Source organism: Paracoccus sp. SCSIO 75233, from assembly GCF_027912675.1.
In the GTDB taxonomy this organism is placed as follows: Bacteria; Pseudomonadota; Alphaproteobacteria; order Rhodobacterales; family Rhodobacteraceae; genus Paracoccus.
On the sequence record NZ_CP115757.1, the window covers coordinates 1,400,033 to 1,425,545 of the forward strand.

Consider the following 25,513-nt stretch of genomic DNA (forward strand, 5'->3'; position numbering starts at 1 on the left):
AGCCGATCCGGCGCGGCATTCCAGCCGCAACCCCTCAGGCAGCGGCGGTTTCATCCTCCGGCACCGGGTTGTGACAGGCAAAGCAATGATCCCCGCCCTGCAATTCCGGCTCTACCTTCTGACACTCATCCAGCCTGCGCCAGCAGCGCGGATTGAACGCGCAGCCCTGCGGTTTCGCCATCGGCGACGGCAATTCGCCCTGCAACCTGATCCGCTCCTTCCGCAGGGCCGGATCGGCGGCAGGCGTCGCGGACATCAGCGCCTTGGTATAGGGATGGCGCGGCGCGTCGAAGATCACGTCTTTCGGCCCGATTTCAACCGGCTTGCCCAGATAGATCACCATCACCTCATCGGCCAGATGGCGGACCACGGACAGATCGTGGCTGACGAACAGATAGGCGAGGTCCATCCGCTCCTGCAAATCCATCAGCAGATTCAGCACCTGGCTCTGGATCGACAGATCGAGCGCGGAGACGGGTTCATCCAGCACAAGAATCTTCGGCTCCAGCATCAGCGCGCGCGCCACGGCAACCCGCTGACGCTGCCCGCCGGAGAACATATGCGGATAGCGGTCGAAATGTTCGGGCCGCAGCCCGACCATGGTCAGCATCTCCCGCGCGCGGGCGTCACGCTCCGCCGCCGGTATGTCGGGACGGTTGAGCAGCAGCGGCTCCATCAGCGTCTGGCCGATGGTCTGGCGGGGGTTGAGGCTGCCATAGGGGTCCTGAAACACGATCTGGACCATCGCCCGCAGGTCACGGTCGCGGCTGGCACCTTCCGGGCCGATCTTCTTGCCCCCGATCACCAGTTCGCCTTCGGTCGGCGGCTCGATCATCGTCACCACGCGGGCCAGCGTCGATTTGCCTGAGCCGGATTCGCCGACGACAGCCAGCGTCTTTCCGGGTGTCAGCGTAAAGCTCGCCCCGTCAAGCGCTCGCAACGTGGCGGCGGGCTGCATGAAACCGCCCTTGATTTCGTAATGGCGTTTCAGATTGGTGGCTGTGAGGACGGGCTCGGTCATGCGGCGCTCTCCTTCCCGGTCGGCTGGCCGTTATCCAGCGGGTAGTGACACAGCGCATGGCCCATCCCCGCCCCGGCGGGCACAGGCTGTTCGGTCTTGCAGCGCGCATCGGCGAATTTGCAACGGGGCGAGAACAGGCACCCCGCTGGCCGGTCGAACTGCCCCGGCACGACACCGGGGATGGTCGGCAGCTTCCGCTCCGTCGCGCGTTCGGGCAGCGCGGCCAGCAGCGCGGCGGTGTAGGGGTGATGCGGGTCGTCGAACAACCCCTGCACATCCTGCAACTCCACCCGCTGCCCGGCATATTGGACCTGCACGCGCTCCACAGTCTCGGCAACCACGCCCATGTCATGGGTGATCAGAACAAGCGCCATCCCGGTTTCTTCCTGCAACCCGGTCAGCAATTCGAGGATCTGCGCCTGAATGGTTACATCAAGCGCCGTCGTCGGCTCATCCGCGATCAGCAGCTTGGGCTTGTTGGCCAGCGCCATCGCGATCATGGCCCGCTGGCTCATCCCGCCGGAAAGCTGGTGCGGGTAAGCCTTCAGCCGCTTTTCCGGCGCGGGTATGCCGACCTGCTGCATCAGTTCCAGCGCGCGATCCTGCTGCTGGCGGCGGTTCAGGCTGGTATGTTTGCGCAGACTCTCCTTGATCTGCCAGCCGATCGTGAAGGCCGGGTTCAGCGAGGACATCGGTTCCTGAAAGATCATCGACATGTCCTTGCCGATGATCTTTCGCCGCGCCCGGGCAGAGATGGTGCGCAGATCGTGGCCGTCAAACGCCATCTTGTCGGCGGTCACGGTCGCGGTCCACGGCAACAGCCCCATGATCGCCAGCATGGAGACCGACTTGCCGGAGCCGGACTCGCCCACGATAGCCAGCAGATCGCCCTCGTCGACGGTGACATCGACCCCGTCCACGGCCCGGAAACTGCCGGAATGTGTGGCGAAATCGACGGTCAGATTGCGGATTTCCAGTAATGGCATGGCTCAGCTCCGCTTCAGTTTCGGGTCAAGCGCGTCGCGCAGACCGTCGCCCATCAGGTTGATCGCCAGCACGGTGATCAGGATGCAGAGGCCGGGGAACGTCACGACCCAGGGCGCGCGCAGCATGAATTCACGCGATTCCGCCAGCATCGTGCCCCATTCCGGCGTCGGCGGCTGCGCGCCCATACCGAGAAAGCCAAGCGCCGCCGCATCCAGAACAGCGGTCGAAAACGACAGCGCCGACTGCACGATGATCGGGGCGAGGCAGTTGGGCAGGACCGTGCGGAACATGATCCTGATCCTGCGCCCGCCCGCGATCCGTGCGGCCGTGACGTAATCCTTCGACCGCTCCGTCATCACCGCCGCGCGGGTCAGGCGGACGAAATGCGGTTGCAGGACGATGGCGATGGCGATCATCGCGTTCAGAAGGCTGGGCCCGAGGATCGCGACCAGCACCAGCGCCAGCAACAGGCTCGGGAAAGACAGGATGATGTCCATCAGCCGCATGATCAGCGTATCGAGCCAGTTCGGCGCGAACCCCGCGACCACACCAGTCAGCACCCCGAAGAAGGTCGCGACGCTGACCACCACAACCCCGATGAAGAAGGAGAACCGCGCCCCGTAGATCAGCCGGGACAGCAGATCGCGACCGACCGCATCGGTGCCAAGCAGGAACCGGGTCGATCCCCCCTCCTGCCACGCCGGCGGCACGAGAAGCGCGTCACGATACTGCGCATCCGGCGCATATGGCGCCAGCAGCGGCGCGAAGGCGGCGACGAACAGAAATGCGAGGAATACGAACAGCCCGATGACCGCGCCGCGATTTTCTGAAAAGGAGGACCAGAACTCGCGCAGGCGGGATGGCGGGGCGGTCGGTGTGGTCTGGCTGGCTGTCTCTGTCATCGCTCAGCCCTTTCGGATCTTGGGGTTGATGAAGCCGTACAGCACATCGACGATCAGGTTCACGACCATGACGACGAGCGCGATCAGCAAAAGCCCACCCTGCACGACCTGATAGTCACGGCGGAAAATCGAATCGACCATCCATTTGCCGATGCCGGGCCATGAGAAAATCGTCTCCGTCAGGATCGCCCCGGCCAGCAGCGTGCCGACCGACAGGCCGATGACGGTAATCACCGGGATCAGCGCATTGCGCAGCGCGTGAACCCCGTTGACCCTCAGCGGCGACATGCCCTTGGCGCGCGCGGTACGGACGTAATCCTCGCCCAGCACCTCCAGCATGGCGGAGCGGGTCTGCCGCGCGATCACCGCCAGCGGGATCGTCGCCAGCGCCACGGTCGGCAGGATCAGATGCGCCACGGCGGACCGGAACGCGCCTGACTGGCCGGACAGGATGCTGTCGATCAGCATGAAGCCGGTCGGGCCGTTGATGAAATAGACCAGGCTCATCCGCCCCGAGACCGGCGTCCAGCCCAGCCCCCCGGAAAACACGATAATCAGCAGCAAGGCCCACCAGAAAATCGGCATCGAATAGCCGATCAGCGCCGTCGACATCAGCGCCTGATCGAAGAATTTGCCCCGGTTCACGGCGGCGATCACCCCCGCCGGAATGCCGATCAGCGTGGCGAGGAGGATCGCGCATAGCGACAATTCCACGGTGGCGGGAAACAGCGCCATGAACTCGTCCAGCACCGGGCGCTTGGTCACGAAGGACGTGCCCAGATCGCCCTGAAAGATGCCCGCGACGTAATCGAGATATTGCTTCCAGATCGGCTGGTTGAACCCCAACTGCTCCTGCAACATCTCATAGCGCTCAGGGCTGACGCCCCGCTCGCCGGCCAGAAGCAGGATCGGATCCCCCGGCAACAATCTAATAAAGGCAAACGCAATGACGGTGACGCCGATAAAGGTGGGAATGAAGGTTCCCAATCGGCGGAGAAGAAAGCTCAGCATCGGCAGGTCCCGGGCTTGGCGATATGCAACAAGGCCGGGCAGCGCGAGGCCGCCCGGCCGAAAAAGCGGGAGCGAAGCTTATTCGGTCAGGCTGACGCCGTAGAAGACGTGACCGCCGAACGGATCGATCTTGTAGCCCTGTACCTTGGTGCTGATCGGTTCGTTCACGACCGAATGCGCAATGGTCGCCCACGGGGCCTGATCCTTGAAGATCACCTGCGCCTCTTCATAAAGCCGGGTCCGCTCCGCCTGATCGGACTCCTCTTTCGCCTGCTTGATGATGCCATCGAAATCCTCGTTGCACCATTGCGCACGGTTGGCGTCACCGACCGCGTCACAGCCAAGCAGCACGGCGAGGAAGTTGTCCGGGTCGCCGTTATCGCCGGTCCAGCCCAAGAGAACCGCACCGTCGCGATCCTCGGCCTTCGAGCGTTCCAGATACTCGCCCCATTCATAGGAGACGATTTCCGCATTCACCCCGATTTCGGAGAAGTCAGCCTGAATCATCTCCGCCATGCGGCGGGCATTGGGGTTGTAGGGACGCTGCACCGGCATCGCCCAGATCTTCATCGACAGATCGGTGACGCCCGCACCTTCAAGCGCGGCCTTCGCGGCTTCCGGGTCATAGGGATCGTCTTCGATGGCGTCATTATAGGACCACATGGTCGGCGGGATCGGGTTCTTGGCAACCGCACCGGCACCCTGGAAGATCGCGTCGACAATGGCCTGCTTGTCGATGGCCATGTTCAGCGCCTTGCGCACCTCCGGGTTGTCGAAGGGCGGCATCTGGGTGTTGTAGGCCATGTAGCCCACATTCAGCCCCTCGCGGCTGACGACGTTGATGTCCGGGTTTTCCCGCATCGCTTCCAGATCGGCCGGGTTCGGATAGGGCATGACATGGCATTCGCCCGCTTGCAGCTTCTGATAGCGGACCGAAGCATCCGGCGTGATCGCGAAGATCAGGTTCTCGATCGCCGCCGGTTCACGCCAGTATTCATCGTTGCGGGTGTAACGGATCACCGCGTCTTTCTGATAGGCGAGGAATTTGAACGGCCCGGTGCCGACCGGCTGCTGGTTGAACTGCTCCGGCGTGCCGGCCTCGATCAACTGATCAGCGTATTCCTTCGACATGATCGAGGCGAAAGACATGGCGAGGTTCGCCAGCATCGGCGCTTCCGGGCGCGACAGGGTGAATTTCACCGTCAGATCGTCGACCTTCTCGATGGAGGTGATCAGATCCGGCATCGACATGGAGTTGAAATATTCATAGCTCGCAGCCGGGGTCATCGCGTGATATTCGCTCTCCGCATCGCCCTGACGGGTGAAGCTGAAAATCACGTCATCGGCGTTCAGGTCGCGCGTCGGGGTGAAGAATTCGGTGGTGTGGAATTTCACGCCTTCACGCAGCTTGAAGGTGTATTCCAGCCCGTCCTCGCTGACTTCCCAGCTTTCGGCCAGACCCGGCTCAATCTCGGTTTCGCCATGCTTGAACTGCACGAGACGGTCATAAACGTTGCGCGACGAGGCATCGAAAGTCGTGCCCGAGGTGTACAGCGCCGGGTCAAACCCCTCCGGCGAGCCTTCCGAGCAATAGACGAGATTCTGGGCCGATGCCGCCGAGCCAAGCAACATCGCCGCCACGGTAACCGGGATCAATTTTCTCATTTTTTAACTCCTGTTGGACCAAGCTCCGCTTTGATGCGGGTCTTTGATTGGAACAGCCTGCCCAAAACAAACAAAGCATGCAAGCGCCGTGAGTAATTGAACATAAGTTCATTTCAAATGTCCGATTTGCGCATGAATGTTACGCGAAAAATATCAAATTCCTAATATCACATAAGAATTTCTTAACCGGCTCCGGTTTCGATCCAGGCGAATCGAGATGTCAGGCGGGTCGCTCAGACAAGCGAAACCACCTGCCCGGTCATCGCTGATTCCTGCGCGGCCAGACCGATCTCGACCGCCTTCATCCCGTCCGACAAGCTCACCTCGGCCCCGGCGTCGCCGCGCACAACCGCATGAAAACGCTGATGTTGGTAGAAGGTCGATCCGTTGTGATCGCCCGCTGCCAGCAGCACCGGGTCGACCGGCACGTCCAGCCTGCGCGGACCCTTCGGATTACGCGGGCTCTCGATCACCTGCGGCACCGGCGGATCGCCCAGATCTGCGGGCCAGAATCGCGCAGGCCCCGGCACCAGGGCCTCGATCATGCCCGCAGGACCGATCCCGGCGATCTGTTCCTGATAACGCGCCCCTTCCGCGAACATGCACAGCTCCAGCATGGCGCGCATGCCATTGGCAAAATCGACGATGACATAGCCATGATCCCAGATATCCGGCGTCTCGTCCCCGTATCGCTCATCCAGATGATTGACCGCCTGCCCCGCACTCGCCATCACCCGAATAGCCTCCGACCCGGTCGCCAGCCGCATCAGATCGAAGAAATGACAGCATTTCTCCACCAACGTCCCGCCCGAGTTGCGGTTGAAGCGGTTCCACGCCCCGACCTTGGGCAGAAACGGAAAGCGATGCTCGCGGATGGTCAGCATTTTCAGCCCGCCCGTGGCCGCATCGAGCCGGTCGAGAAACGCGGCGATCGGCGGCATGTAACGATATTCCATTGCCACCCAGATCGGCGCGCTGAACCGCGCCTCGATCTGGCGCAGCCGGGGCAGATCGTCAGGCCGGGTGAAGAGCGGCTTTTCCACCAGCACCGGCAATTGCCGCGTCACGGCGATCTCCTCAAGCTGGGCGATATGCCAAAGGTTGGGCGAGGCGATCACGACGCAATCCAGCGGCTCGACCGACAGCAACCCGCGAACCGAATCGCACATGACAGCATCCGGCGCGATTTCGGCGGCGGCAGCGCGCATCATCGCGTCAGGCTCGAATATCGCGGCGATCCGCGTGTCCGGCAGCAGCAGGATATTGCGCAGATGCTCCTGCCCCATCATCCCGCATCCGATCACGCCATAATTCACCGCATTGCCCATACGCACCCTCACCTGATCCGGGAAACATAATGCGATAGACTGGTATCGAACCAGTTACGCGACACCTCCGCCGGCCGGTTATTCTGGTCAAAGCCGCTGCGGGCGAAATACCCGACTGTCGCGCCCGGCTTGGGGGAGAACGCGGGCGGGCTCCATCCCGGGACGGTCGCGATCCCGACACTGTCATCGACATGCGAGATCCACAGATTCAGCCGCTCGCGGTAAAACAGATACAGCGATTCCGACAGATCACCCGCCCCGATCTGTTCCGCGTAAGAGGCGCAGAGCCAGATTTCCTCCAAAACACAAGGCTGGTCGTTCAGGCTGCGCAGGCGGCGGATGCGCCAGCCCTGATCCCCCTCGCCAAAACGCGGCAGGGAAGCGGGCTTCTCCATCCGGTCCAGCGACAGCAGCGTCGCGGTCGGCAAACCGCCGCCTGCCAGCAACTCGATGCGGAAGAAGGAATAGATATTCCGCGCATCCCCCTTCACCCGGATATAGTTGCCGGACCCCTGCCGCCGTTCCAGCAGCCCGCGTTCGGTCAACTCCGCCAGCGCCCGGCGCAGCGTGCCGACCGAAATGCCGAGCCGCCCGGCCATCTCCCGCTCCGGCGGCAGCTTCTCGCCATCCAGCAAATGCCCCGCCGCGATTTCGCGGGCCAGCAACTCACTGATCTGCATGTAAACGGGAAGTGCTGCGTGACTTTCCATTGTTACCGTGGCAAATTGATACAGTATTGATTTACAAAATACGCATCTTAGCGCAAGATTAAAACGATCAAGGGGGAGAACGCCGCATGACCATCGTTCCGATCACCTCGCCGGATCTCGATGCTTCTGAAGTATCGTGGTTTTCGGCGCTTTGTTCCGACGATTACCGTTATCTTGGCGTCCCCGACGGCGCGCTGCGGTCAAGCTGGGACCATTGCTCAGACATTGTGAAAACGGCGGAAGCCCAAGGGTTCCGCAATATCCTCTGCCCCTCCTCCTATCAGGTCGGACAAGACACGCTGAGCTTCGTTGCGGGCTGCGCGCCGATCACCGAGAGGATCAACCTGCTCGCCGCCGTCCGCTGCGGCGAGATGCAGCCGATCATGCTTGCCCGCACCATTGCCACGCTGGATCACATGCTGGAAGGCCGGCTGACGGTGAATATCATCAGCAGTGATTTTCCGGGCGAAAAGGCCGACAGCAAATTCCGCTATCAACGCTCCCGCGAGGTGGTGGAGATTTTGCGGCAGGCCTGGACGCAGGACGAAATCAACCATGACGGGGAGATCTACCAGTTCTACGGCGTGACCACCGATCCGGCCAAGCCTTATCAGCAGAATGGCGGGCCGCTGATGTATTTCGGCGGCTACTCCCCCGATGCGCTCGAACTTTGCGGGCAGCATTGCGATGTCTACCTGATGTGGCCGGAAACCAAGGAGGAACTTGCCGGTCGGATGAAGGCCGTGAACGAGGTCGCCGACAGATATGGCCGCACGCTGGATTACGGGCTGCGCGTCCACATGATCGTCCGCGACACGGAGGCAGAGGCGCGGGAATATGCGCAGGAACTGGTCTCGAAGCTGGATGACGAACAGGGCCGCGCCATCCGGGAACGCGCGCTCGATGCCGGTTCCCTCGGCGTGTCGCATCAGGCGAAAAACCGCGATCTGGCGGATATGGAAGGGTTTATCGAGCCGAACCTGTGGACCGGGGTCGGACGCGCCCGCTCCGGCTGCGGGGCGGCGCTTATCGGGTCTGCCGATCAGATTTTGACCCAGATCGAGGAATACCGGAACCTGGGCATCCGCGCCTTCATCTTCTCCGGCTACCCGCATATCGACGAATGCGAGCATTTCGGGCGGCTGGTCATGCCGCATCTGAAAACCTGCTCGCTGCCGCAGGAATATGGCCGCGTGCCAGCCGCGACCCCGGCAACGCCCCTCGGCGTGGGTGAGCGGCGCTGACGCGTCGGCTCTGGCCGGCATCGCGACCCGATAATAACATCGCGCCCTGACGCGGCATCGCCGCTCATCCGGCCTGCCGCATCAGCGTCAGCCATGCGTCCGCCGCTTGTTTCCCCAAGGCGGATGCATGACTGGCGACGAAAACCGCCCCAAGCTCGCCACGACCTGCCGACGCTGCCGGAGGATTTCGCGCAGACATAAGCGCAGAGTTCTTGCATCGCGCCCGCCGCTGTCGCAACCTGCCATTCTGGATGCGGCCGCCGTGAGGGAGGACGGATGAAGACGATCCTGCTGGCGGCCATCGCCCCGCTGCACTGGTTCAACCAATATGTCCTGCGCGCCGGGGCGGCTATCGCGGCTGCCGCGCTTGGGCTGATGGTGGTCATCATTCTGTTGCAGGTCTGGTATCGCTACGTCCTGAACAACGCCCTGCCCTGGCCGGAGGAAGCAGCGCGGTTCCTGATGCTGTGGATGACCGGGCTTGCCGCGCCCGCCGTGTACCGCCGCGGCGGCTTTGTGGCCATCGACATGCTGGATATGGCGCTGCCGAAACCTGTCTCGGCGCTGCTGTCCCTGCTTTTGCTGCTGATCTCGCTCGCGGTGCTGCTGATGGCCGTGCAATATGGCTGGAAACATGTCGGCTCCGGCTGGCTGTTCAACTCCTCCTCGCTGCGCCTGCCGCTCAACTGGATCGGGATGGAGCCGGTGCGGATCAAGCTCGCCTGGATGTATATGTCGATCTTCGTGGGGTTCGTCCTGCTGACAATCGTCAATATCGAGATGATCCTGCGCAGCCTCGTCACGCTCATGGGGCATGAGCGCGACCTGCCCCATATCGAACGTGTCCAGATGGCGGAGGCAGAGTGATGCTGATCTGGTTCCTGCCGGTTTTCCTGATCTTCCTGCTGATCGGCCTGCCGGTGTTCTTTGCACTGCTCGCCGCGCCGGGGCTGCTGCTGTGGCTGAACGGTCAGGAACGCGATGTCGCGCTGCTCTACCGCAATGTCTATAACGGCATGGACAGCTTTCCGCTGATGGCGATCCCGTTCTTCATGCTGGCCGGAGAGCTGATGAACCGGGGCGGCATCACCGAACGGCTGGTGGAGTTCAGTCAGGCGCTGATGGGCCATCTGCGCGGCGGTCTGGCGCATGTGAATATCCTGTCCTCGATGCTGTTCGCGGGTCTGTCGGGCTCTGCCGTCGCGGACACCTCCGCGCTTGGGTCCATGCTGATCCCGGCGATGGAGAAGCAGGGCTATACCCGGCGCTTCGCCGCCGCGATCACGGCAGCCTCAAGCGTCATCGGGCCGATCATCCCGCCATCGGGGATCATGATCATCTACGCCTATGTGATGGGCGAAAGCGTCGCGGCGCTGTTTCTGGCGGGCATCATCCCCGGCGCGCTTGTCGGGCTGTCGCTGATGCTGATGGTCAAGCTGATGGCCGACAAATACGATTTCCCCGTCGCCAGCCGCAAGACAACGTGGGGCGAGCGGGGACAGGCCAGCCTGAAAGCCTTCTTCCCGCTGCTGACCCCTGTCATCATCATGGGCGGCATTCTGGGCGGCGTGTTCACCCCGACGGAGGCCGCAGCGGTCGCCTGCGCCTACGGGCTGTTCATCGGGGTGTTCGTCCTGCGCAGCCTGCGGATCAGCGAGATCCCTGACGTTCTGTCCCGCTCCGCCGCGACCTCCGCCGTGGTGCTGTTGCTGGTCGGTGCGGCAATGGCGTTCAAGACCGTGGTCAGCCTGTCCCACGCGCCAGAGATTCTGGCGGAGATCATTCTCGGCCTGTCGGAAAACCCGCTGATCCTGCTGTTTCTCATCAATCTGCTGCTGTTCATCGTCGGCATGTTCCTCGACGCCGGCCCCGCGATCATCATCCTTGGCCCGGTGCTGGGTCCGGTCTTCACCGATCTCGGCGTCGACCCGATCCATTTCGCCATCATCATGAGCGTCAACCTGACCGTCGGCCTTGCAACGCCGCCTATGGGACTGGTGCTTTTTGTGGCATCCTCGGTGTCAGGCGAGCGTATCTCCGCGATCTCGCGGGCGATTCTGCCGTTTCTGGCGATGGAGATCATCGTGATCTTCCTCGTGACCTATATCCCGGCCCTGTCCATGGCCATTCCCCGGATGACGGGGTTCGCCAACTAGGCCGGATCGACGAAGTAAAAGGGAGGCTGAACATGCTGAAAAAAACACTCACATCGCTGGCGCTTGCCGCGACGCTCGGGCTGGCCGGGCAGGCAGCAGCGCAGGATTTCACGCTGCGCGCGACGGCGAATTCCAACGAACAGGACGAGGATTATGACGGTCTTGTCGTGTTCAAGAACTATGTCGAAAGCGCCTCCAACGGTGCCATCGAGGTGGAGCTGTATATCGGCACCCAGCTTTGCTCCAACGGGGCGGAATGTCTGCAAGGCGTGGCGGACGGCTCCATCGACATCTTCATCTCCACCTCCGGCGGTGCGGCAGGGATCTTTCCCTATGTGCAGGTGCTCGACCTGCCCTATCTGATGAGCGACGACCGCGTGGCCGAACATGTCCTGTCCGGCGATTTCACCCGCACCATCCGCGACATGGCGCTTGAGGATAGCGGCGGCAAGATCCGGCTGATGACCATCGGCAATACCGGCGGCTGGCGCAGCTTCGCCAACACCCAGAAGCGCATCCAGACCCCAGCCGATCTGGAGGGGCTGAAGATCCGCACCGTGGTCGCCGACCTGCCGCAGGAGCTGGTGCGCGCGCTTGGCGCCTCGCCCACGCCGATCCCGTGGCCGGAACTGTTCACCTCGTTCCAGACCGGGGTGGTCGACGGCTCCAAGAACGGCATCACCGACATCATGAACATGAAATTCCCCGATGCGGGCCTGCAATATATGACGCTGGATCAGCATGCCTATATGGGCGCCCTCTGGTTCATGTCGAATGACCGTTTCATGGAAATGCCGGAGGATCTGCGCCGCGTCGTGGTGGACGGGTTCTATCAGCTCCAGCAGGCGACCTTCGCCAGCCCGAAGCGCAAATCCATCGCCGCATATGAGGAATTCGCGGCAGGCGGCGGCGATCTTTACGTCCCGACACCGGAGGAGAAGCAGGCCTTCGCCGACGCCGCACAGCCGGTCTATGACTGGTTCCAGCAAAATGTCGACGGCGGCGAGGCCGCTTTCAACGCCTTGCAGGAAGCCGTTGCCGCAGCGGAGGAAGAGATCAACGCCGCCCGCGCGGCAGATATCCAGTAATCCTGCCGATCAAACGCGTGGCACTGGCGGGACAGCCGCCAGCGCCGACCCAAGGGAAACCGCCATGACCCGGCCAGACGGTTGGACCGTATCGCTGCCCTGGCAGCCCGAGCAGGCGCAGAGCCGCAAAATCCCCGCCCAGATCGACGCGGGCGGGGATGTCAGCGTGGCGATTGGCGGCATTGGCGCAGGCGCGATCACACGCGGGGTGAATGGCGGCTTCACCCGCTGGTCGCTCAAGGCCGGACGGCTGCATGTTCAGGAATGGCCGGAGAACGGGTTTGCGCTCTGGCACGGTCCGGGCACGGCGCGCGCCTTGCGACCCGGCGCGGATGACGCGCCGCAGGGCTGGCGCTTCGATCCTGAGGGCAAACAATGCGCCCTGTTCCCGCGCGTGACGCATGAATACCTTGCAGGCGATCTGACGCTGCGCATCGACCAGCTTGCCCCGGTGCTGCCCGATCTCGGCGATGAGCGCGATCTGCCTGCCGGGCTGTTCCGGGTGACGCTGACCAATAACGGCGCTGCCCCGACCGAGGCGGCGGTGATGCTCAGCTTCCTCAATCTGATCGGCTGGTTTCAGGGCTTCGGCCCGCCCGGTCAGCACGCTGGCATCGCCGGTCAGTGGAACCGGGACATCGCGGACGGCGATCTGCGTGGCGTGCTGATGTCGCGCGACGCGGCAGAAATGGACGAAGGCGAGGGCCAGATGGTCATCGCCGCGCGTGAGACGGAAAACTGGCAGCTTTCAACGTGCCCCGCCTTCGATCCGGGGCGCGAAGGTGCCGCGTTCTGGGCGCGCTTCGACCGTGACGGCACGCTCGACGCGCCGGGTCCGGGCTGGACCAGCGGCGGCGGTTTCAGCGAGTTTCCGCCGCCCCGGCCTTGCGGCGCGATCGCCGCGAAAACCGCGCTTGCCGCTGGCCAGACACGGCAGATCGACTTGGTGCTTGCCTGGGACATGCCGGTGATCTGCTTCGGACAGGGACGCCGTCATCTCCGGCATTATACGGCGAAATGGGGCGGCGATGGCCAGAACGCCGCCGCCATCGCCGCCCATGCGCTGACCCGCGCGAATCTCTGGTTCGACGCCGCAGCGCAGTTCCATGCCCGCGCGGTCTCCGAGATCGCCGCCCCTGCCCCGGTCGCCCATCTGGCGATCAACGAGCTTTACCTGATGAATGACGGGCTGACCGTCTGGACCGCGCCACAGGACGGGGAGCCCGCGCATTTCGGGATTATCGAATGCCCCGATTATCCGCTCTACGACACGCTCGACCTGTGGGTTTATGCCTCCGCCGCCGTCTCGCGCTTCTTTCCCGACATCGCGGCGCAGGTCACGGGCGATTTCATCGCCCAGCTTCCCGTGGAGGATGCGGAGCAACGGTTCCATCTACGCTCAACCGCGCGTTTCCCGCGTCAGCTTGCCGATATGGCCCCGCATGATCTGGGCGCGCCGAATGCCGATCCGTTTATCCGGTCGAACGACTATGCCTATCAGGACAGCAGCCGCTGGAAAGACCTGAATGCCATGCTGGTGATCTGCGCATGGCGCGACATTCGCCAGGATCACAGCCTCGCGGCAAAATGGGCCGAACCGCTGCACAGGGCGATGAGCGCCCTCTCCCGCTTTGACCGCGACGGCGATTGCGTGATCGAGAATGACGGCATCCCGGATCAGACCTTCGACAATATCCCGATGAAGGGGATCAGCGCCTATTGCGGCGGGCTGTGGCTCGCTGCCGCCCGCGCCTTGTCGGAAATCAGCCGGATCGCCGGGGACGAGCTGCGTCGGGACGCATGGCTCGATATGGCGACACGCGGCGCGAAAGCCTGGCATCAGGCGCTGTGGACCGGAAGTTATTACCGCGTGGACAGCGAAGGCGCGTTTCAGGATGCGGTCTTTGCGGAGCAGCTTTATGGCCCCGGCCTCGCCCGGATGCTCGGCCTCGGTGATCTTGTCCCGGTCGAGGCGGCGCAATCCGCGCTGCGGGTCGTCCATGACCGCAATTTCCGCGCCGCTGGACAGGGGCGCGGCGTCATGGCGATGAGTTCGGCAACCCATTCATCCGCCATCTATGCGCCGAAGGGCGAAGAGGGGTTGCAATGGGATGAGGTGCTGGTCGGCTTCAACTATTCGGTGGCCGCGACCATGCGCGCTTACGGGCTGACGGCGGAGGCGGCGGAGATCATGCAGGCCCTTGCGCAGGAGCTTGGACCCCGGCGCGGGCTGCATTTCCGCACCCCTGCCGCCTTAATGGCCGATCAGCCCCGCATCCGGGCGCAGATGAATATGCGCCCGATGGGGATCTGGGCCTATGCCGATGCGGCGGAAGGCGAGCCGAAGCTGGCCGACATCCTGCCGCTCGGCGCGGTCTGATCAGCGCCGCAGCCGCTCGATCAGCGACGAGGTATCCCAGCGGGCACCGCCCATCCCCTGCACCTCCTTGTAGAACTGATCCACAAGCGCCGTGACCGGCAGGCTGACGCCGATATCGTCGGCGGTATCGAGGCAGATGCCCAGATCCTTGCGCATCCAGTCGACGGCGAAACCGTGATCGAACTCGCCCGCAGCCATAGTTTTATGGCGATTGACCATCTGCCAGCTTCCGGCGGCACCCTGGCTGATGACCTCCACCACCTTCTCGATCTCCAGACCGGAGGCCTCGGCAAAGCGCAGCGACTCGGCCAGCCCCTGCACCAGCCCGGCAATGGCGATCTGGTTGCACATCTTGGTCGTCTGGCCCGCACCGACCGGACCCATCAGCTTGCAGATCTTGGCATAGGCGTCGATCACCGGGGCGGCACAGTCGTAATCCGCCTGCGCGCCGCCGCACATCACCGAAAGCTGACCATTCTCCGCCCCGGCCTGCCCGCCGGAGATCGGGGCGTCAACATAGCCGATGCCGGTTTTCGCCGCCTCTTCCGCCAGTTCGCGGGTGACGCGGGCGGAGACCGTGGTGTGATCGACGAAGACCGATCCCTTGGCCATGCCCGCGAAAGCGCCGTTATCGCCCAGACAGACGCCGCGCAGATCGTCATCATTGCCGACACAGGCCATGACAAAATCCGCACCCTCTGCCGCCTCACGCGGGGTCGCAGCGGCCCGGCCCTTATGCTGGCCCGTCCAATCCTGCGCCTTGCTGGCCGTCCGGTTATAGACCGTGACGTCATGCCCGGCCGCGGCGAGATGCCCCGCCATTGGCCCGCCCATCACGCCAAGCCCCAAAAATGCGATTTTTGCCATGTTCTCTCCCTTTCCAGTCGCAACTTGAGGGCGTTGAAAGCCCCTGCCGCATCGCCTACACACCGCAAGACACCACCCCCCGGCCCCGCCGTCAACCGAGGCCGCGCTGCGAAGGAAGCCGCCTTTCTATGCTGACCCTGTTTCGCTGGACCCTGCGGCTGACCATCGGACTAATCATCGGGCTGCTTCTGGCTGCGATTCTGATCTGGTATTTCGCCATCCGTTCGCTGCCGGAATACGATGCCGACTATCGGGTCGAAGGCATCGGGGCCGAGGTGGAGATCGTGCGCTCGACGCAGGCCGTGCCGCATATCTTTGCGCAGAATGATCGCGACAGTTTCTTTGCCCTCGGCCTCGCCCATGCACAGGACCGGCTGTTTCAGATGACGGTGCTGCGCCGCGCGGCGCAAGGGAAGCTGTCGGAAATCTACGGCGAACGGACATTGGCGGCGGACGATCTGGTCCGGCGGCTGGAGATCGGTCGGATGGCGCGCGAATCCCTTGACGATCAGGACGAGGCGACGCGGGCCGCCCTCTCCGCCTATGCCGACGGGGTCAACGCGTGGATCGGGATCGTCAATGAAGGTGCATTGGGCCGCGGCGCGCCGGAATTTTTCCTCTTTCCCGACGAGATCACCTTCTGGCAACCCGCCGATTCGCTGGCGATCCTGAAACTCTATGCCGCTGCCACCAGTCGGCAGGTGCAGGCGGAAATCCTGCGTGCGCAATTATCTCTGGCCGCGCCCGCGCGCGGTCAGGATCTCGTCGCCGGACTTGGCGAGCCGGCACTGCCCGATTATGCCAGCCTGTTTCCGGGCACCCGCATTTCCGGCTCCGCACAGGCCGGGCTGGCGGGATGGCCGATGGACCTTGCCGGATATCTGAAACCGTTTTCGGGGCTGTCAGGCAGTGTCTTCGCCGCCGATGGCGACCGTACAACGGCAGGCGAGCCGATCCTCGCGAATGATCCGCAGGCGGCGCTTACGCTGCCCTCGCTGTGGTATCTCGCGCGGCTGCAACTGGAAACCGGCGACGTGATCGGGGCCACGATACCGGGTATTCCGGCGGTATTCTCGGGGCGCTCAACCAATCTCGCATGGGGTTTCGCCCCCGCCCAGATCGACGACGCCGATATTTTCGTCGAGGAGATCCAGCCGGGCAATTCCGATCGCTACCGCGCACCCGAAGGCTGGCGCGATTTCACCATCCGGCAGGAGATCATCCGGGTCCGGGACACGACGGATCGCGCCATCCGGCTGCGCAGCACCGTGAACGGCCCGCTTTTGCCGATGGCACCATTCGGGCTGGGATCGGTCATGCCCTACGGCCACGCCGCCGCGCTGAGCTGGACCGGGGCAAGCGGCGATGACCGCACCATGAGCGCGCTGATCGGCGTCATGCGCGCCGCCGACCGGGCCGATGCCGTTGAAGCGGCAGGTCAGTGGCTGGCCCCGGCGGCGCGGCTGACACTCGCCGATGCAGACGGGATAGACGACCGGCTGGTCGGCGGTCTGCCACAGCGCAGCCCGGAGCACGCCACGCTGGGCCGGATGCCCACGCCGGGCTGGATCGAGAGCAATCGCTGGCTCGGCGTGGCACCTGCCGTATCCGGGGATCAGTCGGCAAACGGGCTGAGCCTGTACACCGGAACCCTGCCACCCCTCAGCGGCGACATGCCATTGGGCTTTGACGGCGATTCATCGCTGCGCAGCGAGTGGTTGCGGCGGCGGCTCGATGCGCGCGAAATTCACAGCCACGAGAGCTTTGTCGAAACCCAACTCGATATCGTCAGCCCTGCTGCCCGTGCGCTGCTGCCGCTGATCGGGGCGGAGCTGCGCTTCGCCGACGAACCTGCCGCCAGCGGCACGCCGGAGCGGCAGCGTCAGGACGCGCTTGACCTGCTGTTCCAGTGGGACGGTGCCATGAGCGAGCATCTGCCGGAACCGCTGATCTACGCCGCCTGGCTGGGCGCGCTGCAGGACCGGCTGATCCGTGACGAGTTGGGACCGCTCGCCGACCAGATCACCGAACTGCATCCCGGCTTCCTGGAACGTGTCTTTCGCAACCGGGGCGGCGCTGCCGAATGGTGTGACCGGGTGGCGACGGCGGATGTGGAAAGCTGCACCACGATTTCGCGGCAGGCGCTCGATCAGGCCATTCTGGACCTGACGGAGCGTTATGGCCCCGATGTCACAAGCTGGAGATGGGGCGACGCGCATGAGGCGACGCAGATCCATCCGGGTCTGGGCATCTCCTCGCGGCTCGGCTGGATCGTCAATCTGCGGCAATCCCTGTCCGGCGGCGACACGACGCTGGCCCGTGCGCCGCTGCTGGGGACCGGCGATCAGCCCTTCCGCAGTGTCGCGGCGGCAGGTTATCGCGGGATTTACGACCTCGCCGACCCGGACAGTTCGGCCTTTATCATCGCATCCGGACAATCCGGCCATCCGCTGTCGCGCCATTATGACGACCTCGCGGTTCTGTGGCGGCGTGGCGAATACGCGACCATGTCACTCGACCCGGAGCTTGCGCGGGCCGCTTCGGTCGGGATAACAAGGCTGTATCCGGCCACGAATGCGACATCTCCGGTTGCAGCGGCGGAGTAACCACGACCGTCCCGCAAATCTATCCTTGAGCATCCGTGATGACACCCGCACCACCCGAAAAGACGCCAGAGCTGATCTGTATCGGTGCCATGCTCTGGGACGTGATCGGGCGCAGCCGTGCCGTGATGGCGCCGGGCGCGGACCTGCCGGGGCGGATCGCGCATATTCCGGGCGGGGTGGCGCTCAACGTGGCGATGGCGGTCGCGAGATGGGGCATGACGCCCGCCATCCTCTCTGCCGTGGGCCGCGATGCCGAAGGCGAGGCGCTGATCGGCGCGGTCGGGAAGCATGAGGTTCTGACCGGCTATCTTTACCGCGATGGCGGCCCGACGGATGTTTATATGGCGATCGAGGACGCCGAAGGGCTGATCGCCGCCATCGCCGATGCACATTCGCTGGAAGATGCGGGCGACATGGTCCTTGCACCGATAAGGGACGGACGCCTCGCCTCTGCCGCAGCGCCCTGGGCCGGGGTGGCAGTGATAGACGGCAATCTGACGACGCAGCAACTCGCGCTGATCGCAGCCGAGCCCGGGCTGGCCGGTGCCGATCTGCGCATCGTGCCCGCCAGCCCCGGCAAGGCGGAGCGGCTGGAACCCCTGATCGGGGTCGAAAACGGCTGTTTCTACCTCAACCGGTTCGAGGCCGAGATTCTGGCCGGTCGCGATCTGCCCGATGCCCCGGCTGCGGCGCGCGCCATGCTGGAACGTGGCATGAAACGGGTTATCGTGACGGATGGCGGGGGCATGGTGGCGGATGGTCTTGCGGGACGTGATATGATCGTCGCAGCGCCGCCGCACGTGGCGATCAACCGCGTCACCGGCGCAGGCGACAGTTTTCTGGCCGCGCATCTGGCCGCAGAACGCGACAAGGCAGATCGCCAGACCGCATTGACACGCGCGGCAGAGGCCGCCTCGGCCCATGTTTCGGGAAAGGACATGCCATGATTGATTTTATCGAACTCTCGGCGGAGGTCGCGGCGGCGAAGCAGGAGAAAGCCCCTGTCGTGGCGCTTGAATCGACGATCATCACACATGGGATGCCCTATCCGCAAAATCTCGACATGGCCCGCAAGGTCGAGGCGGAAATCAGGGCGCACGGCGCAGTTCCCGCGACGATTGCCGTGATCGACGGCAAGATCCGCATCGGCCTGGACGACGCGGCAATGGAGCGGCTGGCGAAAACCCCGCAAGCGCAGGTGATGAAACTGTCCCGCGCCGATCTGGCGGTCTGTATCGCCGCAGGCCGGACCGGGGCCACGACTGTCGCCGCGACGATGATCTGCGCCCATCTGGCCGGGATCGGGGTATTCGCGACCGGCGGCATCGGCGGCGTTCACCGGGGCGCGGAAAACAGCTTCGACATCTCCGCAGATTTGCAGGAACTGGCACAAACTCCAGTCACAGTGATCTGCGCCGGGGCCAAGGCGATCCTCGACCTGCCCAAAACGCTTGAAGTGCTGGAAACGCTGGGTGTGCCTGTCATCGCCTGTGGGCAGGACCAGCTTCCGGCCTTCTGGTCGCGCGATTCCGGGCTGCGCGCACCCTTGCGCATGGACGACCCGGCGGACATCGCAAACGCCGCCGCGGCGCGGGCGGCACTGAACATCCCCGGTGGCCAGCTTATAGCCAACCCGATCCCGGCGGAGGCGGAAATCCCGCGCGCCACGATCACCCCGATCATCGAGCAGGCGCTTGCCGACGCCGCCCGGCACCGGATCGCGGCGAAAGCCGTGACGCCGTATCTGCTGCAACGGATCTTCGAACTGACAGAGGGCCGGTCGCTGGAGGCGAATATCGCACTCGTGCTGAATAATGCGCGCCTCGGGGCACAGATCGCCAGAGAGGTGAATAAGTTGCATCTCGGCACTTGACCGCCGCCGTTCCGGGTCTAAGCATCGCGGGGAAGGACGCGAGCAAATGAATCATGACGACCCCTCCCGCCAGACCAGATTGCTGCGCCGCCGCAGCGGTCCGCTGGCCACGATGCGCACGTCATTCCTGACCGGGCTGATCGTCGTCGCCCCCATCGGGATCACCGTCTGGCTGATCTGGACGCTGACCGGCTGGATGGACAGTTGGGTTTTGCCACTGATCCCGCCCCGCTGGCGGCCAGAGCAATATATCGGCATCGACCTGCGCGGGCTGGGTGTGCTGGTGTTTCTGCTGTTCACCCTGCTCATCGGCTCCATCGCACGCGGCTGGATCGGACGGGCGGTCATCGGTTCGGGCGAGGCGCTTTTCGCGCGGATGCCGATCATCGGGGCAATCTATGGCGGCATCAAGCAGATCGCGGAAACCATTCTCAGCCAGGGCGACGGCAAATTCGACCGTGCCTGCCTTGTCGAATATCCGCGCCGCGGCACCTGGGGTCTGGGCTTCATCGCCGGCCCGGCAAAGGGAGAAATCTCGCGCACCGCCGCGCTGCGCGGTCAGGGCAAGTTCCTCGCCGTGTTCGTGCCGACGACGCCCAACCCGACCTCCGGCTTTCTGCTGTTCGTGCCGGAGCAGGACGTCCATATCCTCGACATGACGCCGGAGGAGGCCGCGAAGCTGGTCATCTCGGGCGGTCTGGTCTACCCGCCAGAGGCAACGCGCGGAAACAACGCCGAAAAATCGACCGAATCCCGCTGATTGAGGTCATCGGCATGCTGCTCGATGAACGCATGCGCCGATTCACGTCCTGCATTGAACATGCGGTCCAACATGCCGGGATCAGGCATGATTTTGCTGCGCGCGTTCAGGTCGTTCATCAACGTGTCATCAAGGATCATATGCATCAGCACATTCTTCATGACCCTGCCCTGAAGCCTGTCTTCGTCATGCAACCGCTTCACGAAATTGATCGCGCGCAATTCCGCCAGCAAGGCCGAGTTGAAGCTGATCTCATTGACCCGATCCGCGATTTCGGCAGGCGTTTTCGGCACATCGTCGCGCCGCATCGGGTTGATGTTCACGATCACGATATCACGCGGCAGGTCCGGGTGATAAAGCGGCCAGAGCGACGGATTGCCCGAATATCCGCCATCCCAGTAGGATTCCATCTGTCCGGTGACCGGATCATGCAGCTTCACGGCGCGGTAAATCGTCGGCAGGCAGGCTGACGCAAGGATCGCGTCTACCGTAACCTCCTTGTCGCGGAAAACCCGCGTCTGCCCGGTCCTGACATTGGTCGCGTTCACGAAAATCCGGGTTTCGCATTTTCCGCCGAATTCGGGATAGGGCAAGGTGCGCAGAATGCTGCGCAGCGGGTTGGTGTAGAACGGTCCGTAATCATAGGGGCTGAACAGCCGCGTCATGCTGTCGAACCAGGCGAAAGGGCTGAACGTCTCTGTCAGCCGCTCCATATGGCGGGGCACCGGGAACACCGAATGCAGCCAGCGCACGATACGGGAATCGCTGACCTGCCCGACCTCGTTCCAGACATGGCGCAGGTTCTGCCGTGCCGCCTCCCGTGCCTGACGCCCTTTCGCCGACGCCATCCCGGCCTGAAGCGCGGCACCGTTCAGCGCCCCTGCCGAGGTGCCGCTGATTGCCGCCAACTCCAGCCATTCTTCATCCAGAAGCCGGTCGAGCACACCCCAGGTGAACGCCCCGTGCGAGCCGCCACCCTGCAGCGCGAGGTTTATTCGGCGCCGTTCCATGATCCTGTCCCGCTGTTTTGTTTCTTCCCGCCGTTGTTAGGACGAAACCGGCAGCGGCGGCAACCTTATCGGGCAAGGCTGCATCGGCGCGGCACCGCCGGACCCGGACCGCAAGAGAAACAATTCCCCGCTTTTTCGCGTTGTGCTGTGGGAGAACGCGAAAAACAGGAGGAAACGAATATGACCGTTGCACGTATCACTGAAATCTCCGCGACCTCGAAAACCGGCTTTGAGGATGCGGTGAAGCAGGGGCTCAAGCGCGCGCATGAAACGCTGCGCAACGTCAAGGGCGCCTGGGTCAAGGAACAACTCGTCGAATGCGATGACGGCGAGATCACCGAATATCGCGTCAATATGATGGTGACGTTCATTCTCGACGACTGAACCCGCCCATCCCGGCGCGGATGCGCGTCTGAAGCCCCGTGGCGACAGGCTGCGGGGCTTTTTATATCGGCTTGTCGTCCGTCAGGCTCGGCTTTTTTCGGCAGGCATCACATTTAATGTATCCAACGCGTGGCAATGCGCCGCAGCGGGGTTGGCGTTTGCCGACAAAAGGACTAATTTTCAGGCGCGAACTGAAATAATGCCGGAAAAATCGAATGGTTCCTCACGTCGCTCAGGCAGCGAGAAATTCCGTATTGCTGCGTCACCTGCCGGACGAGCTTTGCCGCAGGCTGCTGGATGGCGCGACGGAGCGCAAGGTGGCGAACGGGGAGACGATTTTTGTCCAGGGCGAGCCAGCCGATGCGGTTTTTCTGATCATCGAGGGCTGGGTGAAACTGTTCCGCGTCTCCACCGGCGGGGCGGAGGCGGTCGTGGCGATCCTTGCCCGCAACCAGAGCTTCGGCGAGGCCGTGGCGCTGCGCGATCAGCCTTACCCGGTCTCGGCAGAAGCGATTGCGGATACCCAGCTTCTGCAGATCGACGGCAGATGGCTGCGTCGTCAGTTGATGTCGGACCCCGAGCTTGCCGTCAGCCTGCTGGCCGCCAGCTATGTGCATCTGCATGCGCTTGTCGGCCAGGTCGAGCAGCTCAAGGCCCGCTCCGGCGTGCAGCGGCTGGCGGAGTTTCTGGTCAAGCTGGCCGATCAGGATGGCCCCGCGTGTCAGGTCGCCCTGCCCTATAACAAGGTTCTGATCGCGGGCCATCTGGGCATCCAGCCCGAAAGCCTGTCACGCGCCTTCGCCCGGCTGCGCAGCCATGGCGTACGGATGGACGGCAACAAGGCCGTCATCGACGATATCGAGAAGCTCCGCGAAATCGCCAGCCAGGACAAGGGCCAGCCCTGGCAGCGATAGCGGCGCTGGTTCATGCCGCGTCGGGTTTGCCATCCGCCCTCGGCGCGAAGAAGATCGGCCACAGCGCGGCGAGGTACAGCGCAAACGCCGCGATCCACAGCAATCCCGACAGGATGATCCCGGTCTCATAGAACTGCGCGGGCCAGGCGGATGCCGCCCATCTCAGCAGGGCGGAGACCGGCAGCAGCGCATAACCAAGCGCGACCGGCCCCGGTGCCACCAGTTCCCGCCCGGAATGGCCAAGGCTGGCGCGGCTCATCACAGCCAGCGTCATGCCGCCAATCGCACCAATGGCGAGGATATGCAGCGCCCCGGTCTCCGACCCGATCCCGAACATCGAAAGCCCCCACAGCGCCAGCCCAAGCGCCAGCATCGCGTAACCCAGATGCAGCGCCCAGACGATCGGCTGATCCCGCATCCGCCAGCCCGCCCAGCCACAAAGCCGCAGGAACGCGACCGGACCGGCCAGAAGCGCCAGAACCCCGGCAAATCCGTCCGGCAGGCCAAGCAGCACGCTCAAAGCCGCTGCAATCGGCAGGACCACCCCAAGACGGTCGATTGCGACCGGGATTTTCGGCATCTCCGCCGCCCGCCCCGCACGCAGCAGCGCATTGCGGGTGAAGGCGGGCGTCACCCGGCCACCAAGGGCTGCGATCATTGCCGCAATCGTCAGAAGCCCGCCACGCAGACCCTGCCACTCGGTCCCGGCGACGCCGATCCAGTCCAGATGCACCAGCAGATTTCCGGTCCAGACCATGCTGAGCAGCAGCAGAAACATCATGTTCTGCGGTTTCGGCCGCGCCAGAAGCTGGGTCAGCACCTTGGCGGCCAGCACCGGCAGGAACGCCAGATCGACGATGGCGACCACAACCGGCGGCAATTGCGGCGCGATCCAGACCGCGAAACGCCCCGCCAGCCACAGGCTGAACACGATGGCGATAAAGCGTTCCGGTGCCGCGCGCGCCCCGGTCCAGTTCGGCACCGCGGTCAGAAAGAACCCGCCAAGTGCTGCTGTCGCATAGCCGAAAATCATCTCATGGGCATGCCAAAGCTGCGGCGTCCCCCCGGGTCCGGCCATGTCGAGGCCCATGAACTGGCCCGACAGCCACAGCGTCCAGACCGCAACCGACAACACGGCCCAAAGACCCGCTGCCCAGAAAAACACCCGCCACCCGGCGCGAAACAGATTTGCAGGAGAATTGGTCATACCGGCTCCACTCCATCACTCGGACTGGCATCAGACTGGTCAGGCCGGATTTGCCGCGATCCCTTGCCACGCCGGACAGGCTCACCCCCTAAACGACACGGCACGGACACACAGCAGAACCGACATGACGGGCTCGTCCATTCCGCGACCAATCTGCCCCGGACCGGCTTTCGCGACCTTAACAACGGTCAAGCTGCTTTGCCGCTTTCCATTGCCGTGGCGCCGTGCATGATCGCCGGTCATGGCTGATCTGATTCTGATTTTCGTGGCCGGGGTTTTCGGCGGGTTGTTGAATGCGATTGCAGGCGGGGGAACGTTCATCACCTTTCCCGCCCTCGTCTTTATCGGCGTGCCGGAGATCGTCGCGAATGCGACCTCAACCGTCGCGGCGATGCCCGGCTATCTGTCGGCGGCCATCGGGTTTCGGCGCGATATTGCGGAGCTGGACCGGGCGCTGCTGCTGCGGCTGACCGGCTGGACCATGCTTGGCGGGGCCATCGGATCGGGGCTCTTGCTGATCTCCTCCAACGCTGCATTCGCGGTGCTGGTGCCGTTTTTGCTGCTGGGTGCGACGCTGGTGTTCCTGCGTGGCGCGCAGGTTCGGGAATGGGCGGCACGGCGGCGCGGCGCGGTCACGGCCTTCGGGGCCGGGTCGATGGTGCCGGTGGCAATCTATGGCGGCTATTTCAACGGCGGGCTGGGCATCGTCCTGCTGGCGCTGTTCGCGATGTGGGGGATGACCAATCTGCATGTCATGAACGGGCTGAAATCCTGGCTGAGCTTCGCGCTCTCGGTCGTCTCGCTGGCGATTTTCGCCTCGGGCGGCAAGATCGTCTGGATCCCGGCCATCGTCATGGCGCTTGGCACGATCATTGGCGGGCTGGCAGGCGCGCCGGTTTCGCGGCGCATCCCGATGCCGGCGCTGCGTATCCTGATCGCCGCTGTCGGCTTTGGCATGACCGCCGTATTCCTGTGGCGGCTGATCGCCTAAGCCGCTGCGGCGTAATCGCGGATCCGGGCCACCATAGCCCGCAACCCGTTGGACCGCTGTGCCGACAGATGTTCGTCCAGACCCAGCCGCGCCAGCTCCGCGCCCGCATCGACATCCGCAACCTCGGCCACGGGACGCCCGGCGTAAAGCGCATGAACGACTGCGATCAGCCCGCGCACGATCAGCGCGTCGCTGTCACCGATGAAATCGAACCGGCCATCATCGACCTTCGGCACGATCCAGACCTGACTCGCACAGCCCTCGACCTTGCTGGTCTTGGTCTGCAGGGCCGGGTCCATCTGCGGCATCGCCTTGCCAAGCTCGATCAGGTGGCGATAGCGATCTTCCCAGTCATCCAGAAATTCGAATGTCTCGACGATGTCTTCGAAAGCGGTCGTACTCATCATGC

At 63.8% G+C, this 25,513-nt stretch carries 23 protein-coding genes; 12 read left to right on the plus strand and 11 right to left on the minus strand.

Translation table 11 applies throughout. From position 1 onward, the window contains the following. Positions 1-34: 34 nt before the first annotated feature. The 7 genes from PAF12_RS06760 to PAF12_RS06790 form a co-directional block, all read right to left on the minus strand. Complete coding sequence (locus PAF12_RS06760; RefSeq protein ID WP_271109394.1) at positions 35-1,021, minus strand: ABC transporter ATP-binding protein; 987 nt, start codon at positions 1,019-1,021, stop codon at positions 35-37. After that, positions 1,018-2,007, minus strand: a complete 990-nt coding sequence (locus PAF12_RS06765) for an ABC transporter ATP-binding protein (protein ID WP_271109395.1) — start codon at positions 2,005-2,007, stop codon at positions 1,018-1,020. The genes PAF12_RS06760 and PAF12_RS06765 overlap by 4 nt, the downstream gene beginning before the upstream one ends. Before the next feature lie 3 nt (positions 2,008-2,010). Next, positions 2,011-2,910, minus strand: coding sequence for an ABC transporter permease subunit (locus tag PAF12_RS06770; RefSeq protein WP_271109396.1), 900 nt, complete (start codon positions 2,908-2,910; stop codon positions 2,011-2,013). 3 nt (positions 2,911-2,913) lie between these two features. After that, a complete protein-coding gene (locus PAF12_RS06775) occupies positions 2,914-3,921 on the minus strand; it encodes an ABC transporter permease subunit (protein ID WP_271109397.1) in 1,008 nt (335 codons plus the stop codon). Between the two features lie 78 nt (positions 3,922-3,999). Then, a complete protein-coding gene (locus PAF12_RS06780) occupies positions 4,000-5,586 on the minus strand; it encodes an ABC transporter substrate-binding protein (protein ID WP_271109398.1) in 1,587 nt (528 codons plus the stop codon). 233 nt (positions 5,587-5,819) lie between these two features. After that, entirely contained in the window at positions 5,820-6,914 is a 1,095-nt protein-coding gene (locus PAF12_RS06785) for a Gfo/Idh/MocA family protein (RefSeq protein ID WP_271109663.1), read from the minus strand. An 8-nt stretch (positions 6,915-6,922) separates the two neighbouring features. Next, a complete protein-coding gene (locus PAF12_RS06790) occupies positions 6,923-7,624 on the minus strand; it encodes a GntR family transcriptional regulator (RefSeq protein WP_271109399.1) in 702 nt (233 codons plus the stop codon). Positions 7,625-7,710: 86 nt separating this feature from the next. Between PAF12_RS06790 and PAF12_RS06795 the strand changes: the two genes are divergently transcribed. From PAF12_RS06795 to PAF12_RS06815, 5 genes are all read left to right on the plus strand, one after another. Then, complete coding sequence (locus PAF12_RS06795; RefSeq protein ID WP_271109400.1) at positions 7,711-8,868, plus strand: LLM class flavin-dependent oxidoreductase; 1,158 nt, start codon at positions 7,711-7,713, stop codon at positions 8,866-8,868. Between the two features lie 276 nt (positions 8,869-9,144). Beyond that, a complete protein-coding gene (locus PAF12_RS06800) occupies positions 9,145-9,735 on the plus strand; it encodes a TRAP transporter small permease (RefSeq protein WP_271109402.1) in 591 nt (196 codons plus the stop codon). After that, positions 9,735-11,024, plus strand: a complete 1,290-nt coding sequence (locus tag PAF12_RS06805) for a TRAP transporter large permease (RefSeq protein WP_271109404.1) — start codon at positions 9,735-9,737, stop codon at positions 11,022-11,024. The genes PAF12_RS06800 and PAF12_RS06805 overlap by 1 nt, the downstream gene beginning before the upstream one ends. A 32-nt stretch (positions 11,025-11,056) precedes the next feature. Further along, positions 11,057-12,112: a TRAP transporter substrate-binding protein DctP gene (gene dctP, locus PAF12_RS06810; RefSeq protein WP_271109406.1), complete on the plus strand. Its 1,056-nt coding sequence runs from the start codon at positions 11,057-11,059 to the stop codon at positions 12,110-12,112. A 64-nt stretch (positions 12,113-12,176) separates the two neighbouring features. Beyond that, the gene (locus PAF12_RS06815; protein WP_271109408.1) at positions 12,177-14,492 is read left to right on the plus strand and encodes a GH116 family glycosyl hydrolase; all 2,316 of its coding nucleotides are present in this window, start codon (positions 12,177-12,179) and stop codon (positions 14,490-14,492) included. On the opposite strand, the gene PAF12_RS06820 is transcribed toward PAF12_RS06815, so the two are convergent. Continuing rightward, positions 14,493-15,422 (minus strand): NAD(P)-dependent oxidoreductase, encoded by a 930-nt coding sequence (locus tag PAF12_RS06820; RefSeq protein ID WP_271109410.1) that lies wholly within the window; start codon positions 15,420-15,422, stop codon positions 14,493-14,495. It abuts the gene before it with no gap. A gap of 65 nt (positions 15,423-15,487) precedes the next feature. On the opposite strand from PAF12_RS06820, the gene PAF12_RS06825 reads away from it, so the two are divergent. The 4 genes from PAF12_RS06825 to PAF12_RS06840 are packed head-to-tail and all read left to right on the plus strand — an operon-like array spanning position 15,488 to position 20,598. Continuing rightward, positions 15,488-17,965 carry a penicillin acylase family protein gene (locus PAF12_RS06825; protein ID WP_271109411.1) on the plus strand — a complete coding sequence of 826 codons (2,478 nt, stop codon included), beginning with the start codon at positions 15,488-15,490 and terminating at the stop codon, positions 17,963-17,965. A gap of 38 nt (positions 17,966-18,003) precedes the next feature. Then, on the plus strand, positions 18,004-18,912 hold the full coding sequence (locus tag PAF12_RS06830) for a PfkB family carbohydrate kinase (protein ID WP_271109413.1): 909 nt from the start codon (positions 18,004-18,006) through the stop codon (positions 18,910-18,912). Then, positions 18,909-19,838, plus strand: coding sequence for a pseudouridine-5'-phosphate glycosidase (locus tag PAF12_RS06835; RefSeq protein ID WP_271109414.1), 930 nt, complete (start codon positions 18,909-18,911; stop codon positions 19,836-19,838). The genes PAF12_RS06830 and PAF12_RS06835 overlap by 4 nt, the downstream gene beginning before the upstream one ends. 46 nt (positions 19,839-19,884) lie before the next feature. Further along, positions 19,885-20,598 carry a DUF502 domain-containing protein gene (locus PAF12_RS06840; protein ID WP_271109415.1) on the plus strand — a complete coding sequence of 238 codons (714 nt, stop codon included), beginning with the start codon at positions 19,885-19,887 and terminating at the stop codon, positions 20,596-20,598. On the opposite strand, the gene PAF12_RS06845 is transcribed toward PAF12_RS06840, so the two are convergent. Then, the gene (locus tag PAF12_RS06845; RefSeq protein WP_271109416.1) at positions 20,541-21,608 is read right to left on the minus strand and encodes a patatin-like phospholipase family protein; all 1,068 of its coding nucleotides are present in this window, start codon (positions 21,606-21,608) and stop codon (positions 20,541-20,543) included. The two genes, PAF12_RS06840 and PAF12_RS06845, sit on opposite strands and share 58 nt — an antisense overlap. Before the next feature lie 180 nt (positions 21,609-21,788). Here PAF12_RS06845 and PAF12_RS06850 point away from each other — a divergent pair, with 180 nt between their 5' ends. Continuing rightward, positions 21,789-21,992, plus strand: coding sequence for a dodecin family protein (locus tag PAF12_RS06850; RefSeq protein WP_271109418.1), 204 nt, complete (start codon positions 21,789-21,791; stop codon positions 21,990-21,992). Between the two features lie 215 nt (positions 21,993-22,207). Further along, positions 22,208-22,906 carry a Crp/Fnr family transcriptional regulator gene (locus PAF12_RS06855; RefSeq protein ID WP_271109419.1) on the plus strand — a complete coding sequence of 233 codons (699 nt, stop codon included), beginning with the start codon at positions 22,208-22,210 and terminating at the stop codon, positions 22,904-22,906. Between the two features lie 10 nt (positions 22,907-22,916). On the opposite strand, the gene PAF12_RS06860 is transcribed toward PAF12_RS06855, so the two are convergent. Then, a complete protein-coding gene (locus PAF12_RS06860; protein WP_271109420.1) occupies positions 22,917-24,113 on the minus strand; it encodes an NnrS family protein in 1,197 nt (398 codons plus the stop codon). Between the two features lie 241 nt (positions 24,114-24,354). Between PAF12_RS06860 and PAF12_RS06865 the strand changes: the two genes are divergently transcribed. Then, the gene (locus tag PAF12_RS06865; RefSeq protein ID WP_271109421.1) at positions 24,355-25,104 is read left to right on the plus strand and encodes a sulfite exporter TauE/SafE family protein; all 750 of its coding nucleotides are present in this window, start codon (positions 24,355-24,357) and stop codon (positions 25,102-25,104) included. Here the strand turns inward: PAF12_RS06865 and PAF12_RS06870 are convergent. Beyond that, the gene (locus PAF12_RS06870; RefSeq protein ID WP_271109664.1) at positions 25,101-25,508 is read right to left on the minus strand and encodes a SufE family protein; all 408 of its coding nucleotides are present in this window, start codon (positions 25,506-25,508) and stop codon (positions 25,101-25,103) included. The genes PAF12_RS06865 and PAF12_RS06870 overlap by 4 nt on opposite strands. Between the last annotated feature and the right edge of the window lie 5 nt (positions 25,509-25,513).